The sequence below is a fragment of the Acidicapsa ligni genome, from assembly GCF_025685655.1.
In the GTDB taxonomy this organism is placed as follows: domain Bacteria; phylum Acidobacteriota; class Terriglobia; order Terriglobales; family Acidobacteriaceae; genus Acidicapsa; species Acidicapsa ligni.
The window spans coordinates 798,126-814,689 of the sequence record NZ_JAGSYG010000002.1 but is presented as its reverse complement, the minus strand read 5'-3'; the positions used below and the strand labels follow the sequence as shown (position 1 = coordinate 814,689).

At 57.5% G+C, this 16,564-nt stretch carries 15 protein-coding genes; 1 reads left to right on the top strand and 14 read right to left on the bottom strand.

All coding sequences use genetic code 11. The annotated features are described in order from the left end of the window. Positions 1-17: 17 nt before the first annotated feature. Complete coding sequence (locus OHL19_RS09765; RefSeq protein ID WP_263357467.1) at positions 18-2,054, bottom strand: PP2C family protein-serine/threonine phosphatase; 2,037 nt, start codon at positions 2,052-2,054, stop codon at positions 18-20. Between the two features lie 307 nt (positions 2,055-2,361). Between OHL19_RS09765 and apaG the strand changes: the two genes are divergently transcribed. Then, positions 2,362-2,832 (top strand): Co2+/Mg2+ efflux protein ApaG, encoded by a 471-nt coding sequence (apaG, locus tag OHL19_RS09760; protein WP_263357466.1) that lies wholly within the window; start codon positions 2,362-2,364, stop codon positions 2,830-2,832. Positions 2,833-2,859: 27 nt separating this feature from the next. Here apaG and OHL19_RS09755 read toward each other — a convergent pair whose 3' ends face one another. From OHL19_RS09755 to OHL19_RS09695, 13 genes are all read right to left on the bottom strand, one after another. Continuing rightward, a complete protein-coding gene (locus OHL19_RS09755) occupies positions 2,860-3,258 on the bottom strand; it encodes a DUF1801 domain-containing protein (RefSeq protein WP_263357465.1) in 399 nt (132 codons plus the stop codon). 574 nt (positions 3,259-3,832) lie between these two features. Continuing rightward, complete coding sequence (locus tag OHL19_RS09750; RefSeq protein ID WP_263357464.1) at positions 3,833-4,357, bottom strand: hypothetical protein; 525 nt, start codon at positions 4,355-4,357, stop codon at positions 3,833-3,835. Between the two features lie 350 nt (positions 4,358-4,707). After that, complete coding sequence (gene sdhB / locus OHL19_RS09745) at positions 4,708-5,457, bottom strand: succinate dehydrogenase iron-sulfur subunit (protein ID WP_263357463.1); 750 nt, start codon at positions 5,455-5,457, stop codon at positions 4,708-4,710. Between the two features lie 43 nt (positions 5,458-5,500). Next, positions 5,501-5,809: a HigA family addiction module antitoxin gene (locus tag OHL19_RS09740; RefSeq protein WP_263357462.1), complete on the bottom strand. Its 309-nt coding sequence runs from the start codon at positions 5,807-5,809 to the stop codon at positions 5,501-5,503. Between the two features lie 518 nt (positions 5,810-6,327). Beyond that, positions 6,328-8,094: a succinate dehydrogenase flavoprotein subunit gene (sdhA, locus tag OHL19_RS09735; protein ID WP_263357461.1), complete on the bottom strand. Its 1,767-nt coding sequence runs from the start codon at positions 8,092-8,094 to the stop codon at positions 6,328-6,330. Positions 8,095-8,434: 340 nt separating this feature from the next. Beyond that, the gene (locus OHL19_RS09730) at positions 8,435-9,226 is read right to left on the bottom strand and encodes a succinate dehydrogenase (RefSeq protein WP_263357460.1); all 792 of its coding nucleotides are present in this window, start codon (positions 9,224-9,226) and stop codon (positions 8,435-8,437) included. Between the two features lie 226 nt (positions 9,227-9,452). Continuing rightward, on the bottom strand, positions 9,453-10,076 hold the full coding sequence (locus OHL19_RS09725; RefSeq protein WP_263357459.1) for a non-canonical purine NTP pyrophosphatase: 624 nt from the start codon (positions 10,074-10,076) through the stop codon (positions 9,453-9,455). An 88-nt stretch (positions 10,077-10,164) separates the two neighbouring features. Then, entirely contained in the window at positions 10,165-10,575 is a 411-nt protein-coding gene (locus OHL19_RS09720; RefSeq protein ID WP_263357458.1) for an EamA family transporter, read from the bottom strand. After that, the gene (locus OHL19_RS09715; RefSeq protein WP_263357457.1) at positions 10,572-11,045 is read right to left on the bottom strand and encodes a DMT family transporter; all 474 of its coding nucleotides are present in this window, start codon (positions 11,043-11,045) and stop codon (positions 10,572-10,574) included. Before OHL19_RS09715 ends, OHL19_RS09720 begins: the two co-directional genes overlap by 4 nt. Before the next feature lie 91 nt (positions 11,046-11,136). Then, complete coding sequence (gene hpnJ, locus OHL19_RS09710) at positions 11,137-12,606, bottom strand: hopanoid biosynthesis associated radical SAM protein HpnJ (protein WP_263357456.1); 1,470 nt, start codon at positions 12,604-12,606, stop codon at positions 11,137-11,139. A gap of 101 nt (positions 12,607-12,707) precedes the next feature. Continuing rightward, positions 12,708-14,159, bottom strand: a complete 1,452-nt coding sequence (locus tag OHL19_RS09705; RefSeq protein WP_263357455.1) for a TolC family protein — start codon at positions 14,157-14,159, stop codon at positions 12,708-12,710. 64 nt (positions 14,160-14,223) lie between these two features. Further along, positions 14,224-15,222 carry a tetratricopeptide repeat protein gene (locus tag OHL19_RS09700; protein ID WP_263357454.1) on the bottom strand — a complete coding sequence of 333 codons (999 nt, stop codon included), beginning with the start codon at positions 15,220-15,222 and terminating at the stop codon, positions 14,224-14,226. Further along, on the bottom strand, positions 15,219-16,457 hold the full coding sequence (locus OHL19_RS09695; protein ID WP_263357453.1) for an efflux RND transporter periplasmic adaptor subunit: 1,239 nt from the start codon (positions 16,455-16,457) through the stop codon (positions 15,219-15,221). The genes OHL19_RS09700 and OHL19_RS09695 overlap by 4 nt, the downstream gene beginning before the upstream one ends. Positions 16,458-16,564 lie beyond the last annotated feature (107 nt).

Below are 16,564 nucleotides of genomic sequence, written 5' to 3'. Positions count from 1 at the left end.
TGCTTAGTAGACAGCGATTAATGAACGGCTACCGCCTCGTGCTCTACGCGGTGGGCGGCGTTGGGGACGAAGTAGAGAGAGACCACTGTGATGTCGTCGGTCTGGCCAAAGCGCTGGGCTATCTGCGCTATATAACGGGCGGCTTCGTGGCTGACCTGCTGGGTGCGTTCGAAGCCGAAGAGTTCGCCTTGGGGATTGGTGGCTTCGACCACTCCGTCGGAGAGGAAGATGAGGCGGTCGCCGGGCTTGAGCTGGAAGGTTGCTTCTTCGTAAGTGATATTGGCAATGACGCCTAGCGGCAGGTCGGGAGCCAGTTCCATTTCGCGGCCATCGCGGTAGGGGCTGAGATGACCGGCGTTGGCGATCACCATTTTGCCGGAGGGATAGACGCGAGCACAGAGGCAGGTGGCGAAGCTGGCGACGGAGTTGGCGCTCTCTACGGTGGGATTGCCGAGCATGACCTGATTGAGATGGGAGAGAACGACTGCGGGGTCGTGCGCGAGTTCGTTACGCAGGGCACCGACGAGGCTGCTGGCGCTCATCGCGGCCTGCAGACCTTTGCCGCTGACATCGCCGACCACGAGCAGTATGGAGTCATCCTGCAGGGGCAAGACCTGGAAGAAGTCGCCGCCGACTCCGTTGATAGGCAGATAGGCGCTGTCGAGGGAGAAGCTTTTGCTGGACGGGAGACGAGTCGGAATCAGAAGGGCCTGTACGCTGCGCGCTGCTTCTATTTCGGCAGCGGTGCGTTGCTCTTCCTGACTGACGTGGACAAAGCGATAGAGGATGACGGCGATGAGGCTGCCGAGGAAAACCAGGTAAGCCACAGTGCTGGTGCTGAATTCGATAGGGCCGAAATGAAAGCGGTGCGAGGCGAAACGTTCCGAGAGCCAGTGCTGCGAGGCTGCGTAGTCGAGCACGGTATCGGTTGAATCCGCAGTGGCTGCGAGGATGAATGGGAGGAGCATGACTCCGGCCTCAAGACGCCCTCGACGCCAGGCGCGGAAGAGCAGAGCAACGACCAGTGCGCAGAAGACAAACCGTGCGGCGAATGAAAGATAGGTGTAGACCAAAGGTACGGGAATCCACGCGATGAAAGGCAGTAAGAGCACTGCGATCTGCACTCCGCGAACGAGCCTGCGGTATTCGCTGGCGGTGAAACGGAGGACGAACTCCAATGTGACGGCCATGAAGATGCGGCCCGCCCACAGGTCGAGAATATTGAAGGCCGGCAGGCTCACGAAGGCTGCGGCATAGAGGAAGTCAATCGCGCCCATGATGGCGACGGAAAGACAGAGAAGAGAGAGCCAGAGATATTCGGAATGATTGCGTTGCGCAAGATAGAGGGTTGCTCCGAGTGCTGCCACGCAGAGAAAGAGGAAGCTGACGAGAACCGCCGCGAGCACATGCTGATCCCATTCGTGGGCTCGCTCGGAGGTGATTTCTTCGACGATGCTTTGGGTATCGCCGATCTCGACGCGATCCAGCAGGCCATGCGTAACGGGCACGCTGGCCCAGGTGCGGATGGCGATGACGATGGTGCCGTCGGGTGCGACCTGGGTGAGTTGCACTCCGTAGGGCGGGGAAAGATACATTTTCGGACTCTCAGACATGCCTCGTGTGGATGCCTGGTGCACGTTGTTGATGAATACCTCTGACTGGCCTACTCCGAAGGGCATGACGAGTAGAGACAGTGCGATCTGGCCGGAGTCGGGTATGGGCACGGGGCGAATGCGCAGGCGATACCAGCCGTAGCCGTAGTAGCTGTCGATTCCCTGCTCGGCGAGCGATGAAGTGAGATTGATCTTTTCCCAACTGGAGTCGTCGAAGGAGGGATCTGCCCAGCCGGGGTCGTCGCCGGTGTGAAAACGCCAGGGACCGTCGAGCTTGATGGCGCCGTGGATCGCGGCTGGAACGGTCATCTGCTCGCGAGTGCTGACGGTGATTGAGTTCTGATTGGAATCGGTCAGGACAGTTGTTTTGGCTGAGGATGACTGGGCAAAGGCATGGGAAGTCAGAAGGCAGGCGAGCATCAGCCAGACCGGTACTGTCACCGACAATTTCCCGACGCTCATCATGCGTTTTCTAAGTGTAGCGGCATCGGGCGAACGGCGACGCGCGAAGATGGAGTTCTTGAACCAAGGCCGCTAGGAGTTACGAGGAATTTTCGGAAAAGGTTCCTGCGAATGGAGTGTGGGGTTGAAAGATCGATTTGCGATAGGCGAAGATACGGGGAATATACTCCACCCCCGGGGGCTATGTAGATTTTTTGTGCTGGCTGGCTGAATTTGTCGATGCGGTGTGCGGTTTTGTCTGGCTCGATCTTCTATTGTGGGCTTGTTCCGGATAATTTTGTGCAGAGTGGGTGGAACAGACTGGCTAGGCTGGTTCGTGCTGCGCAGGAATAAGCTCTACACTCTCTTTATGACAGATCGTGCGCAGTATAGGGCAATCACAAAGGGAATAGCGGTAAGCGTTGAGCCTGTTTACCTGGAAGCGAATTCGTCGCCGGGTAGTTCGCAGTATGTATGGGCTTATCGCGTGACCATCGAGAACCAGGGGCAGGAGACGGTGCAGTTGCTGAGCAGGCACTGGATGATTACGAATTCGCGCGGCGAACTGAATGAGGTCAAGGGACCGGGGGTGGTTGGAGAGCAACCGATTCTCAAGCCTGGGGAGAGTTTTCAATATTCGAGTGGCGCTCCGCTGAACACGCCGTGGGGGATGATGGGCGGCAGCTACCAGATGGAGAGCACGAGCGGCGAGCGGTTTGATATTGAGATACCGACGTTTTCGCTGGATAGTCCCGGACAGGGAGTGGTGGTGAATTAGGGGTCAGGCAGACTCACTATTTTCTAGCTAGCTGTTTTCGACTCGCGACTTTATATCCTGATACGCCGTTGCCACTAATTTACTCAGGGCTTTGAGTTTGCTCAGGGCTGCTGCGTTTGTTTGTGTTGCCGGTTTCAGCTTCACATGGCGCATGAACTTGCCGGTGCCTTGCAACAGGTGGGCTGGATCGGGTAACGCTGAGCCTTGAAAGAAGCCTACGCTTACGTGCGAGGTGAATATGTTGACGTAGCCGAAGGCTGCGTCTCCTAGGCATGCGACTGGACAGCCGTCGTGCATGAGCTCTCGGACTTCGTCGCCGCAATTTCGCATTGCTTCAAACCACTGATGGGCGATGGCTCCCAATTCGCCTTCGTGATTTTTAAACCATGCGTCGATCGCGGGATCACGCTCTAGGGCGTTGTTCAATCGGAATAATCCTGTTCTCTCCATCGCTCTCTTGCTGCTTTCGAGATCTACGGTAACTTATTTCGATCCAATAGGACTGAAAATGCTGGATGTACTCGCAAGACGCTGTAAATCCTATTCTGATTTCGTGGTGATTTAAGGGTAGGCCGCTCCTAGAAAGCACAGAGATACAGGACAGGGGTCCGGTATTAATTTTTCGGTACATACCCTTTCGATCAATAAGGATGATAAAGCCCATGTCCAACAACTATTTTTAGTGTGCTCTTTTTCAAGTTAACTCTATGCAATTTAGACATAATGGAAGTATTTGTGATGAAGGGAGTTACAAGCTAGCTCGGACAAGATGGCTTGACACAAATTGATAGGCCTGTGTGTGGTGGAAGTCCGAAAAAAATGCCCCTACCCTGCGTTGGCAGCCTCTAGTTGCTATTACTTTTTTGTGGTCTTGTGAGTCAGTGTTGTTCCGGTGTGAACCGGGGGTTTTGTCCCCTTGGGGAGAGGCAGGATCACCCGGGCCTGAGGAATGGCGCTGTCGTTTGCGGTAATCATAAATCTGTCCTTCATACCAACCTCGCTACTTGAAAGAATACCGCGCTTCGAAGAAAAGCACCATGTCCAATTCGGCGACGATGACCAGCTTCTGGACGGGCGGCAGCCCTTGCGGCATGAACTTCATTTCGAGATGTTGCATATCCAACCGTAACTGATGGGTCAACTCCACGATCCTTTCTTCAGTCATGCGCCCGGCATAGGTCGCTTCCCAGTCGCGCTGCGACATGACGAAGATGAGGTCGAGTTCATTGCACCAACCACTGAGAGATTCTCGGCGCTTCTGAAACGGCAGCACATTTTGAAGGGCGTCCACCACCTGGGTGGCTGCGATCAAGAGGGCCCACACAAAGGCAATCTGTCGCCAGATCACCCAACCAGCGATACTCGAACTGGATGTGATTGCGCGGACAATAGCAATTCGGGTCTCCCACCAAGCGAGGTGATCCCGATAGCGCCTGGTGTAGCAGGCGCAGTACTTGAGGCGCTGAAATTCCTTCCAGTAGTGCTCCTGCGCACTATCAAAGCTTGTTGACGATTCCCTGTTCATATTGGTGATTTCACGATTGATACACAAGTGGGGAGCAGATTGCAAGCAGCGACACTCGAACTAGACGCTATCGCGCGGACATTAGCGATTCTAGGGCGGCGGTTTTGAGATCGAACTGCGTTGTTTTCGGTTCGAAACTTACGATCACACTAAGTCTTTGAGCTGCTGAACGATTGCGTCACGGGTTATCTTCGCTGATGGCTCCTGCGAGTGAAAGCCGCTTGAAGCAGGCATTGGCGCAGTTCTCACTCGTCAGAGACAGCTCTATAAATGCAAAGGTAACCGCTAAAAGCAGATCCTTTGCTTTGCGAAGGCAGACGAGGCTGAGATGCAAAGGGCCGAGTTCTGGTTTAGCCGCGGAGGAAGTCTTTGGCTGCCTGGACTACTACGTCGCGGGTTACGTCTGAGATGGCTTCGGTTAGTGGGAGTTGTTTGGGGCATGCGTTGACGCAGTTTTGGGCGAAGCCGCACTCCTGGACGCCGCCGTCTCCGGCTAGCGCGCGCAGGCGGTCTTCTTTGAGGACTTTGCCGCTGGGGTGTGCGTTGAAGAGTTTGACCTGGGCGATGGTGGCTGCTCCGACGAAGCCGGTTACGTCGTTGAACTGGGGGCAGACTTCCATGCAGATGGTGCAACTGATGCAGTTCGATAGAGGATAGGCCACTTCCTGCGCTTGGGGGAAGATGCGTGGGCCGGCACCGAGGTCGTATGTACCGTCGATGGGGACCCAGGCTTTGACGGCCTTGAGGTTTTCGAAGAGGACGCTGCGGTCGACGGCGAGATCGCGGACCACGGGGAACTTGGTCAGCGGCTGAACCTTGATCGGCTGCTCCAGCTTGTCGATGAGGGCGGTGCAGGCCATGCGGGCTTTGCCGTTGATGACCATGGCGCAGGAGCCGCAGATCTCTTCGAGGCAGTTGGAGTCATAGGCAATGGGCGTCGTCTCTTGGCCGGAGGCGTTGATGGGGTTAGCCGCGATCTCCATCATGACGGAGATGACGTTCATGCCCGGCTTCCAGGGCAGTTCAAACTTCTCCCATGTTGCGTCTGCGTCGGGATTGCTTTGCCGTTTGATCTCGATTTGGATGGTTTTCTCTGCCATGATTTTCTCCGTGGATGGGACAAGGGACAATGTGGTTCAGGACTCAGGCGGCGTCGGTGAGTGGCCGCGCACGGTTAATTCGTTCTTGTTCCGAAGGCGAGTGCATGGCGTTCCACAAGTCGGTGCGACGCTGCACATTGAGCCAGAATTCGGGGCTGTTGCCGAAGACGCGGGACAAGATCAGGGCGGACGGCGCGGTAACTGCACGACGATCATTGCAAAGCTCGTTGACATGCTTACGCGGCACGGCCATGGCCTCGGCTAGTTGTCCCTGGGTTATTTCCATGGGCAAGAGAAACTCTTCGACGAGAATCTCGCCTATGGTTGCCGGTTTGCGTATTGTCATCAACATAGCTTGCCTCACCAATTGTTAGGCTTCCAAATACAGGCCGCTTGGCCGAACTACAAATCCTCAATTGCTCAAGGTGTTCAGATCTTCATCCGCGAGTCCGAACCCGATCTCACGACCAAAATTTAGTTTCGCCAGACCGATGTTCCCTGGGATACCGAGAAATCCACTAATAAATGGCATCAGAAATGAGAGAACAGCGGTCCCATATCTTTTTTGGCAAATTAGTACGATTGAACAAATTATGCAGGTTGGCAATCCGACCCACTTGACGGCAATCGCAGCGAAATTTGCCAACGCAATATTGTGAATTCGATCTCGAAAGAGACACCAAATCAGATCTGCTGCGAAAAGGGTTAGAAAAGTTTTCCACCATGGACACAAAGTAAGCAAGATCGGTACATACAAAGGTGACAGAAATGCGGGCCATACGACCCATTCAATGGCTCGAAGGAATAGCATGCGATTTATTTCGGCACTCTTCCAGGTTTCATACATCTTCGAATTCCAACTTGACTGTCTCAATACTTGCGTGGCCGAGGGGCTATGAATTGTGTGTCCACGGCTTCGTACTCGAAGCGTGGAGCGTTTGTATCCGCTGCGTATGTGGCTTTGGTGGTCTTGAGGAAATTTGCGTCGTCGCGGTCGGGGAAATCCGGCTTGTAGTGGGCTCCGCGGGACTCGTCTCTTAGGGCTGCGCCTTGGGCTACTACGCGCGAGATCTGCAGCATGTTGTAGAGCTGGCGGGTGAAAGCGAAGCTGGTGTTGGCCCACTGGCTCTTGTCGCTGAGATTGATGTTGCGATAGCGTTCGAGGAGTTCGACGATCTTGGCATCGGTCTTGAGGATGCGATCGTTGTAACGGATGACGGTGACGTTGGCGGTCATGGTCTCGCCGAGTTCGCGCCAGATGCGGAAGGGATTTTCTGTGCCGCTGGAGCTGATGAGCTGCTTGTTGAGCGTGGACTGGCGGGCTAGTTCCTGCGCGTGGCCGCCGTCGCCGGTGGCTGCGGCGAGGCTCTTGGCGTAGGCGATGGCATTCGGACCGGCCTGGAAACCGCCGTAGATGCAGCTCATTAAGCTGTTAGCCCCTAGCCTATTCGCACCGTGGTATTGATACTCGGCTTCTCCGGCGGCGAAGATGCCGGGGATGTTGGTCATCTGGTCGTAGTCCACCCAAAGGCCGCCCATGGTGTAGTGCATGCCGGGGAAGATCTTCATGGGGACTTCGCGGGGGTCGTCGCCTACGAACTTCTCGTAGATTTCGAGAATGCCTTCGAGCTTGCGATTGAGGGTTTCCTTGTCGATGTGGGTCAGGTCGAGGTAGACCATCGGCTGGCCGTCGATACCGAGGCCGTGCTCGTAGACGACTTTGTGGATGGCGCGGGTGGCTACGTCGCGGGGGACGAGATTGCCGTACTTGGGATACCACTCTTCGAGGAAGTACCAGCGTTCGGACTCGGGGATGGCTTTGCCTGCGCGTTTGTCTCCGGCGGTTTTGGGAACCCAGACGCGGCCGCCTTCGCCGCGAGCTGACTCGGACATGAGGCGGAGCTTGTCTTCGCCGGGGATGCAGGTGGGGTGAACCTGGATGAATTCACCATTGGCGTAGAAGGCGCCTTGCTGGTAGAGAGCGGATTGCGCGGAGCCGGTGCAGACGACGGAGTTGGTGCTTTTGCCGAAGATGGCTCCGTTGCCGCCGGTGGCGATGATGATGGCGTCGGCGGGGAAGGTCTTCAGCTCCATCGAGCGGAGGTCCATGGCGCAGATGCCGCGGGCTGTTCCGGTGGAATCGAGAACGGCAGAGAGAAACTCCCAGCCTTCAAATTTGCGGACTTTGCCTTCTGACTCATAGCGGCGGACTTGCTCGTCGAGTGCGTAGAGAAGCTGCTGGCCGGTGGTGGCTCCGGCAAATGCGGTGCGGTGATAGAGGGTGCCACCGAAGCGGCGGAAATCGAGCAGACCCTCAGGGGTGCGATTGAAGGGCACGCCCATGCGATCGAGCAGATCGATGATGGCGGGGGCGGCTTCGCACATGGCCTTTACGGGAGTCTGGTTGGCGAGGAAGTCGCCGCCATAGATGGTGTCGTCAAAGTGCTTGTCGGTGGTATCGCCCTCACCTTTGAGGTTTTTGGCGGCGTTGATGCCTCCCTGGGCGCAGACGGAGTGGGAGCGCTTGACGGGAACGATAGAAAACAGGTCCACGGTGCCGCCTGCTTCGGCGATCTTGATGACGGCGGCGAGTCCGGCTAGGCCTCCGCCAACTACGATGATTTTAGGTGCTGCCATGAAATAAACCTCGTTCTCTTATCTTCACGTCCAAGAGCGTTGCGGCTCCCGCGACCGTCAGCTTACTTTGAAAAAATCCTGCACCTGCAATACTCGAACATGCTGCCGAACAGGAACAGGATGCCAGCATTTAGGACCAAGCCAGGAATGATGAATTGGTAATTACCAACTATCATGTAGGACTAGGGCGCGCTCAGCCACACGATCGGAATCCATTCGAAACCCACTTGATCCGGCTGTGCGTTGATCGCAATAACGGTACAAAGAACCACAACGAGGACGGCGTATACTCCGGCAAACCAGACACCGGAAAAAATTGGCCGAGCCTTAAGCACTGCATTCAAGCCAAATCCTCCGACGCTTCGAATGAAATGGCTCCTGCGTGGGCTGGTACGGCCAAATAGGTAACGGGTACGTCTTCAGGCGCGTTCTTGTAGTTGGGGCCGACGAAGGCGTAGAGGCTGGCCAGGCCGAGGCCGCAGAGAAGAATTCCGACTACGGCGCAGACATATCCGAAACGCTTGCGTGCTTTATTGCCGGGAGTGATGCCCCACTTGGCGGCGAAGAGCCAGATGCCATAAGAAAAGTGCCAGCAGACGGCGATCATGGCGATGGAGTAGACGGCCAGCATCCAGGGGTTGGCTAGCTCGTGCTGGACTTTGGCGAAGGCTGCGCCGGGATGTTCGGGCAGGCTGACGCCCATGAATCGCTGGCGGATTACGTGCTGGATGATGTAGACGAAGGCAATGTAGCCGGTCCAACGCTGGGTCACGTACATCCAATTCCCTGCCCAGGGGTAGTAGATGACATTGGACTTGCCACGCAGTGCGATGTAGACGCCATAGAGAGCGTGGAAGGCGAGCGGCAGGAAGATGAAACCCCACTCCAGAACACGGACGAGCGGCAGACTATTGAGGAATCTGACCTGCGCTCCGTAGGCCGCGGGGCCTTTGAGAGCCTCGAAGTTGGAGAGGATGTGCTCGATCAGGAATGCGCCGATGGGGATGATGCCGGAGAGTGAGTGCAGCTTACGCAGCAGGAAGGAGTATCCCTTGCCGGCGCGGAGGGGCGCTACGCCCCTGCCCGGTTGGTGGGCGTGTTCGCTGCCAGCGGAATGGGTGGCGGTGGCCATGAGTTTTGAACTCCTAATCTTGGTGGTGAAAAGAACCGGCGGACGGATTCACTTTGGTTGTCGAATCTATTGTGCATTATTGGTGGCGGATAACACGACCGTCAAGGAAACAAGGGGGTTGCTTGCCACATTGCGAATCATGGGGATAGAAGATGGGAATTCAGGTCTCGGAATCGGGACGAGACCGATGACTATGAGACGAGATTGATCTCTAGGAGATCGAACTCTAGGAGACCAGGCGCGGGAGAAGATCGGCAAAGGCGAGGCCGCGATGGCTCAGGGCGAACTTGACGCCCACGTCGAGGTCGGCCATGGTCTGGTCGAGGTTGGGAAGATAGAAGAGCGGGTCGTAGCCGAAGCCGCCGGTACCGTGTGGGGCTTCGAGTATTTCGCCTTCGACAGTGCCTTCGGCGGTGAGGAGCACTTCGCCATCGCGGGCTGCTGCGAGGACGCAGCGGTAGCGGGCGGAGCGGCGTTCCGATGGAACACCGGCCAATTTTTGCAGCAGGATCAGGTTGTTCCAGACATCGGTGTTGTCGTTGGCGTCGGGAGAATCGGTCAGGCCGCTATCGGCGGCGAAGCGCGCGGAACGGACGCCGGGAGCGCCTTCCAGTTCGTCGACTTCGAGGCCGGAATCGTCGGCGATGACGACTTCGCCGGGGGCGAATCCGCTGTAATAGATGGCCTTGGTGATGGCGTTGGCTTCGAAGGTGAGACCGTCTTCCTGCGGTGCAGGAATGGTTCGGAGGCCAGGCACGGGATCGATGGCGATCTGGTACTCCTCCGCTGCCTCGCGGAAGTCGGCGAGCTTGCCGTCACTGGTGGTGGCTACGAAGAGGCGAAGGGCCATGTTTGGAGTGTAACCGGAGTTCAGGATAGATGCCGAACGGATTGAGGATCGTTCAAATGGGGGGAGGCAGGACTTTTGGATGAATGGCCTAGTGGGCTAGAAGATACACGCCGATGCAGACGAGGACGGCGGCAGTCCAGCGGCGGCGGTCTACGTTTTCTTTGAGAAAGAGCTTGGCGGCGATCGCGTTGGTGACCAGGGTGAGCGAGGCGGCGGCGGGTGCGGCGAGGCTCAGGTTCAGATGGTTGAGGGCGAAGAGCAGGGCGAAGAATGCGAAGGCCAGGAATGCAACTCCGAGGAAAAAGAGCGGGCAGGTGAGAACGGCGCGGATGGCACCCTTCAGACCGGAGTGAGCGCGGATTTCGTCGAGGTCGCCGATGGATTTCATGGCGGCGGCGGTCAGGACTTCGCCGATGGTCGAGGTGATGGCGACGGTTGCGATCATGGCGGCAGCGAGCCAGGGGCTTACGCCTTGCGGGAGGGCGACGGGAAGGATCATGACGTCAGTTCCCTGTCGGGCGTCTGTTCGGTGAGACTTGGCCCCTGGGCGACGAACCCTACGCCGAGGGTGATGAGAATGATTCCGGCCCAGCGGTAGATGGAAATCTCCTCATGCAGCCAGAAACGGCCGAGCAACGCGATGATGACGTATCCGAAGGCCGTGGTGGGCAGGACGTAGGTAAGATCTGCCCAACTAAGCGCCGTGAGATAGCAGGCGAAGAAGCAGATGAGCATCACGATGCCTGCGGCGATCCACGGATGAAATACGGCGGAGACGAGGGCGAGTGGGTGATCGAGGGAGATGGAGGGCATCTGACGCATGCCGCGTGCGAGGCAACTGTCGCCGAGCGGAGCGCAGATGGCGACCAGTGCAAGGACGACATACTGGCTCAGCTTTAGTCTTGTCGAGGCGGCTTTCAGCTTGCTGCTCCTGGTGCCAAAAAGAGATGGACTTTGAGACGAGTCCACCCTTTAAGCAGAAACCCAGGTCTCAAAATCGAGACCTGGGGCATCCGCGGTTGTAATGATTCGGTTCTTTGCTATCGACTCGATGACAGGCTCAGGCGCTTACTGCGTCTGGAGTTTTGCCTTGCAGCTTCTTGGCATCCTTGACCATCTGCATGCGTTGTCCACGCAGCTTGAGGAAGGCTTTGGCCTCGACGTAAAGACGGGGAACGTCGCGGTTGATGACGGCCTTCCAGATGACGCGGAATGCAGCCTTGGGGCGGAAGTAATACGCGTCGTAGAACTTGTGCACCATTTCGAGGACGTATTCCTTGGGCAGACCGGGGTATTCGATGTGAGCCATCTGGTGGCCACCGGCGTCGCTCATGGCGTCTTCGTTGGTGATGAAGCCGTTCTTTTCGGCGTAGTCAAAGAACTCGGTGCCGGGATAGGCGTGGGCGATGGAAACCTGGATGGTTTCAACGTCCAGCGACTTGGCGAAGTTGATCGTGTTCTGGATCGACTCTTTGGTCTCGCCTGGCAGGCCGAGGATGAAGTCGCCGTGGACGACCAGGCCGAGGTCGTTGCAATCCTTGGCAAAGGCGCGGGCACGCTCGACGGTGGCGCCCTTTTTGATGTTCTTGAGGATCTGCGGATCGCCGGATTCAAAGCCGACGATGAGCAGGCGGCAGCCAGCGTCCTTCATGGCCTTGAGCGTGTCGCGATCGGTGGTGACGCGCGAAGTGCAGGACCAGGTTAGCTTCAGAGGCTTGAGCTTTTCGCAGAGCTCGATGGTGCGCTGCTTCTGGATGTTGAAGGTGTCGTCGTCGAAGAAGAACTCTTTGACTTCGGGGAAGTTTTCTTTTGCCCACTTGAGCTCGGCAGCCACGTCATCGGTGGAGCGCTTGCGCCAGGCGTGACCACTGAGGGTCTGAGGCCAGAGGCAGAAGGTGCACTGCGCCGGGCAGCCGCGAGTGGAGTAGAGCGAGATGTACGGGTGCAGCAGGAACGGCACGTTGTAACGGGTGACGTCCATGTCGCGCTTGTAGATCTTGGTGGCCCAGGGCATCGCGTCGAGATCTTCGATCTGCGGGCGGTCGGGGTTGTGCACGACTTTGCCGTTCTCGCGGTAGCTGATGCCGAGAATCTCGTTCAGAGGCTTGCCCTGCGCGAATTCAACGACGGAGTAATCGAACTCACGACGGCAGATGAAATCGAGGACCTGGCACTCGTTCAGAGCCTTATCCGGCGAGGTGGTTACCGGCGGGCCTACAAATGCGATGCGAATGGCCGGATTGGCGGCCTTGATCGCTTCAGCGAGGCGCTGATCGCCTTCCCAGCCTACGGTCGAGGTAAAGAGCACCAGGAATTCGTAGTCCTTGCAGATCTGAATGGTCTCATCCGCGCTGACGTGGTGAGGGGGAGCATCGAGCAGGCGGGAACCTTCCAGCAGTCCGGCGGGATACGCAAGCCAGACCGGGTACCAATAGGACTCGATCTCACGGGTGGCGGGCCAACGTGAGCTGGCGCCTCCATCGAAGTTCTCAAACGAGGGCGGATTGAGGAAAAGCGTTTTCAGTGGCATAAGTTTCAACTTGATTTTACCATTTGTTACCATTTGTGCACCTATCCGGGTCCGGGTTGCCGAATCAGTCACCGGACGGTGTCCAGAAGGGGTTAAACGGGTTACTGCGGTTTGACTGCTCCACGTGTTTCGGCGCCGGTGGAAACGGCGGCTGAAGCAGATGCTGGGTCAGTCGAGAGTGTTTTCAGCCATTCATCCATGTGGCCGAGGGCGCGGAGCAGGTTCAGGCGCACCTTGGTCAGGTCAAATCCGGCGTCGATGGCGTCCACTTGCTTTTGCCGCTCGTCGATGCGGGCGAGCTGCTCGGCCTTGGGCGAGAGCTGCGGGGGCGCGCCGGGATCGGTTCCCGCTCCGTTACCGTAGGCGAGCTGACTTTGAACGGCTTTGAGCTGTTCGCCTGCGATCTGTTGTTTTAGACTCGCGACTTCGGCTACGGCATCCAGTTCACGTAAATTTCCGGTGAGGGTGGCGATCTGGACATCGTTCTGACGCTGGGCCTGCTCGGCCTCTACGGTAGCGCGGAGAGCTTCGGCGGAGGACTCGCGGGCCTTGGCGCGATGCATGAGGTCAAAGATCGGTATCTGGATGGAGAAACCAGCTCCAAAACTATCGGCCTTGAGCTTTTGGCCAGCTTTGCCGTAGTAGAGGTTGTAGTTATTCAACGAGGTAGCGTCGCGATTGTATTGGGCTCCGAAGCCGATCTGGGGGCGAATTTTTGTGGCGAGTTCGTCGCCGTGGGCCTGAAGCTGCCGGGATTTGGCTTGAGCCTGGGCGGCCTCGATGGCGGATGTAGGAATGGCATCATCCTTTACATCGGGGATCTGGGGGATGCTGGCTGGGTCTGTGACGATGGTGCTTGCGGGCAGGCCGGTGAGAGTGGCGAGCTCGGCGACCAGGGAACCGGCGCGGGCCTGGAGATGCAGAAGCTTGAGCTTGAGTTGAGCGGCCGTCAGACGAGCCTGCAACAGGTCGCTGACGGAGTCGATGCCTGCTTCGGATCGCTCCTGCTCTATCTTGATCAGGCGGTCGGAGAACTCCGCCTGGTCGTGTGCGGCCTGCAACTCGCGGTTGACGGTGTCGAGTTCGATGTAATTGGTTGAGGCATCGAGTGCGACTTGTTCCCGAGCGTCTTTAAGAGCGAGCGATGCGCCATTGATGCCTGCCATCGCTGCCGCAATGTACTGCCTTTGCGGATAACTGAAGGCCAGAGATTGCATGGTGGCACTTGCGATCGAGGGCTGATTGACTGGAAAGCCGATGGAGGGCGGACCAATGCTGGAACCGATTATGAGATTGGGAATATAAACATCTTTGCTTTGAGCGAACAGTGCCTGGGCCTTGCGAACATCGGCGGTTGCCAGCTTTACGGCGCTGCTGTTGCGCTGGGCCTGATCCACGATGGTGGCAAGCGAGATCTGCGCATGAGCGATGGCCGGTCCAAACGAAGAACAGAGCAGCACGGCGAGGGCAGCCCAACTTGCCGATGAATGTTCTCGTCGGTTTGCGGATCTCGTGGTACGCGGCTGCGGCTTGCTTGCTTGCGGTTTAATCACTTGCTCTGTTTAGTCCTCTGGAATTGCATTCCGTTCTGCTGATGACGTTGTCAGGGTTTCAAGATTATTTGCCCTTCGCATCGCTGGTGGCATCCTGCGCCGGCTTGTAGTTTTTGGCTAGATCCAGTGCGGAGGCCTTGTCGCGCTCTGCGCCTGCGTTGTCTCCTGTGGACTTGCGCAGTCTGGCGAGCCGGGCCAGTGCGTCGAAGGCCGGTGCATCCTCAGTCTTATCCGGAGACGCGATGTATTCGGTGAAAAGCTTGATGGCCAGTTGCGGTTGACGATTGGTGCGGGCGAGGATGGATGCTCCGTTAAAGAGCGCCAATGCTCCGTATTTATCGTGACCGGCGGCGGCCTGCCCGCTCTTGATGGCGGCTTCCATGTCGGACCAACGCTCATGACGGCGATAGAAGTTGGCGAGCTCCATCCATTGCAGAGCGGCACCGGGGCCTGTGGTGGCGGCCTTGAATTCTTTTTCGGCAGCGTCCAGATCTTTTTGCTTTTCCGCGATCTCGCCGCGAAGATTGTGGGCGCGGGCGGGGTCGACTGCATCGAGCTGCTTGGCGATACCCTGCGCCTTGTCGATGCCGCCGCCGACTGCTCCTGGAGCCTCTTTGTAGAATTCGCCGAGATCGCTCAGGGCGTCTGCGTCATGCGGATCGAGTTTGACGGCAGTTTCAAATTCTTCGCGGGCACGCTTGGCAAGCGAATAGGCGCTGATAAAGGAGACGTGGTCAGCCTTTTCACCAAAAGCGCGGCCCAGCCAGAGATGATAGCGCGCGTCTCCCGGCTTGAGAGTGACGGCCTTTTCGCAATGGCCGGCTGCATCGTTCCATTGCTGCAGGCTGTATTCGACGCGGCAGAGAAGATTGTTTGCTTCCGCATTTTTCGCATCGGAGTGCAGGGCATCCTGAAGCAATTTTGTCGCTTCGTCGGCCTTGCCTGCCTGGAGGGCGGCGTTCGCGGTGGCCAGCGAATCAGCCGCGTAGGCGGGCAGCATTGCGGATGCCAGCACTACTCCGACGGACAGGGCATGGGCGACGAAGCTATGCTTTGTCCTCATCGCACTACCTTTACTGGCACTCCATCTTCGAGAGCGATCCCGCTGATGCTTCCCATAGCGACCACATCGCCGTCATTCAGGCCGGATGTGACAACTTCCTGCGTCATGTTGAAGGTACCGGTGGTTACAGAGGTACGCTGCAGGTTGCCATCTACGATGCGATAGACGTAGGGCTTGCCGTTCTCTTTGTACACGGCCTCGCGAGGAACGGTAAGCACGTTGGGCTCGCTGGAGGTGGTGACAGTAACGGTGACGTGGGTGTCGGGGAGCAGGCCGTTGTCGGCGTCATCGATAGCTACGAGAACTTCGCCAACGTTGCGGGTTCCCGCAGTGACTACGGTCGATGGCACCTGGGTGATGTGGCCATGCCATTCCCGGCCCTGCCGGGCTTCCCAGACGATAAGAATCTTTTGTCCAACGGCGAGGCGGCCAATCTCCGGCTCATCGAAATAAGCACGGACGCGAACCTGGGTCAGATCGGCGATTTGAAGAAGCATCTTTCCTTCTTCGACAAAATCGGAGCGGCCGACGGGGATGGAATAAACGGTGCCGTCGATCGGGGCGCGAAAGGATGTCTGATCGAGGATGGCGCGAGCTGCGACGAGATTGGCCTGGGCATCGGCTACGGCTGAGCTGGATCGGGTGCGTTCGGCTGCGGAATAGCGGGTCTTCTGACGGCCCTGGTCGGTTTGCAGAGTGTCCTGGGCGAGAGCGAGACGCTGGCGGCTGATTTCGACTTCGCTGGCGGAGGCGGCACCGGTGGTCTGCAATTTCTGGAGCGCGCCGAGGTCGCGCTGTTTCTGCGCAACGTCGAGTTGATCACGGGTGACTGTGGAGGACAGGGACTGGCGCTCTTCTAAAGTGCCGCCGTCGTGGATGGCCTCATCCGAAGCCTGGGCGCTGTGGAGAGCGCTCTCGGCAGAAGCTAGGCGTGCACGGGCTGTAATATCGTCCAACTGCATGAGCAACTGACCCGCTTTTACGCGGTCGCCCTGCGATACACTAATGGACCGAACGGTAGTGGCGAGCGGGCTGTGGTAGGTGAAATTCTTTTCCGGCTCGACGACACCATTGGTGGGAATGGTGCTTTCAAGTGTTGCACGCGATACGGTGGCCGCATGCACCGGCAAGCGGTCGCGCGTCATGTGTTTGGATACGAGAAAGACGATCACAAGCAGCACTGCCGCCCCGACCCAAAACCAAACTCGCGCTATCTGCTTTCTTTCCTCTGCCATACGATCTATCTTGTCCTGAACCGAGGTCAGTATATAAGACTCGGCTGAGGCAAATATGACTCACAGAAAAGAGTCTCGAAATAAGACGTGTTGCTGGAGCGTATTCG

Bases quoted from the DNA above. Each gene is read 5' to 3' on its own strand.
- OHL19_RS09750 (WP_263357464.1), bottom strand. From the start codon at position 4,357: ATGAACAGGGAATCGTCAACAAGCTTTGATAGTGCGCAGGAGCACTAC.
- sdhB (WP_263357463.1), bottom strand. From the start codon at position 5,457: ATGGCAGAGAAAACCATCCAAATCGAGATCAAACGGCAAAGCAATCCC.
- OHL19_RS09740 (WP_263357462.1), bottom strand. From the start codon at position 5,809: ATGTTGATGACAATACGCAAACCGGCAACCATAGGCGAGATTCTCGTC.
- sdhA (WP_263357461.1), bottom strand. From the start codon at position 8,094: ATGGCAGCACCTAAAATCATCGTAGTTGGCGGAGGCCTAGCCGGACTC.
- OHL19_RS09730 (WP_263357460.1), bottom strand. From the start codon at position 9,226: ATGGCCACCGCCACCCATTCCGCTGGCAGCGAACACGCCCACCAACCG.
- OHL19_RS09725 (WP_263357459.1), bottom strand. From the start codon at position 10,076: ATGGCCCTTCGCCTCTTCGTAGCCACCACCAGTGACGGCAAGCTCGCC.
- OHL19_RS09720 (WP_263357458.1), bottom strand. From the start codon at position 10,575: ATGATCCTTCCCGTCGCCCTCCCGCAAGGCGTAAGCCCCTGGCTCGCT.
- hpnJ (WP_263357456.1), bottom strand. From the start codon at position 12,606: ATGCCACTGAAAACGCTTTTCCTCAATCCGCCCTCGTTTGAGAACTTC.
- OHL19_RS09700 (WP_263357454.1), bottom strand. From the start codon at position 15,222: ATGAGGACAAAGCATAGCTTCGTCGCCCATGCCCTGTCCGTCGGAGTA.
- OHL19_RS09695 (WP_263357453.1), bottom strand. From the start codon at position 16,457: ATGGCAGAGGAAAGAAAGCAGATAGCGCGAGTTTGGTTTTGGGTCGGG.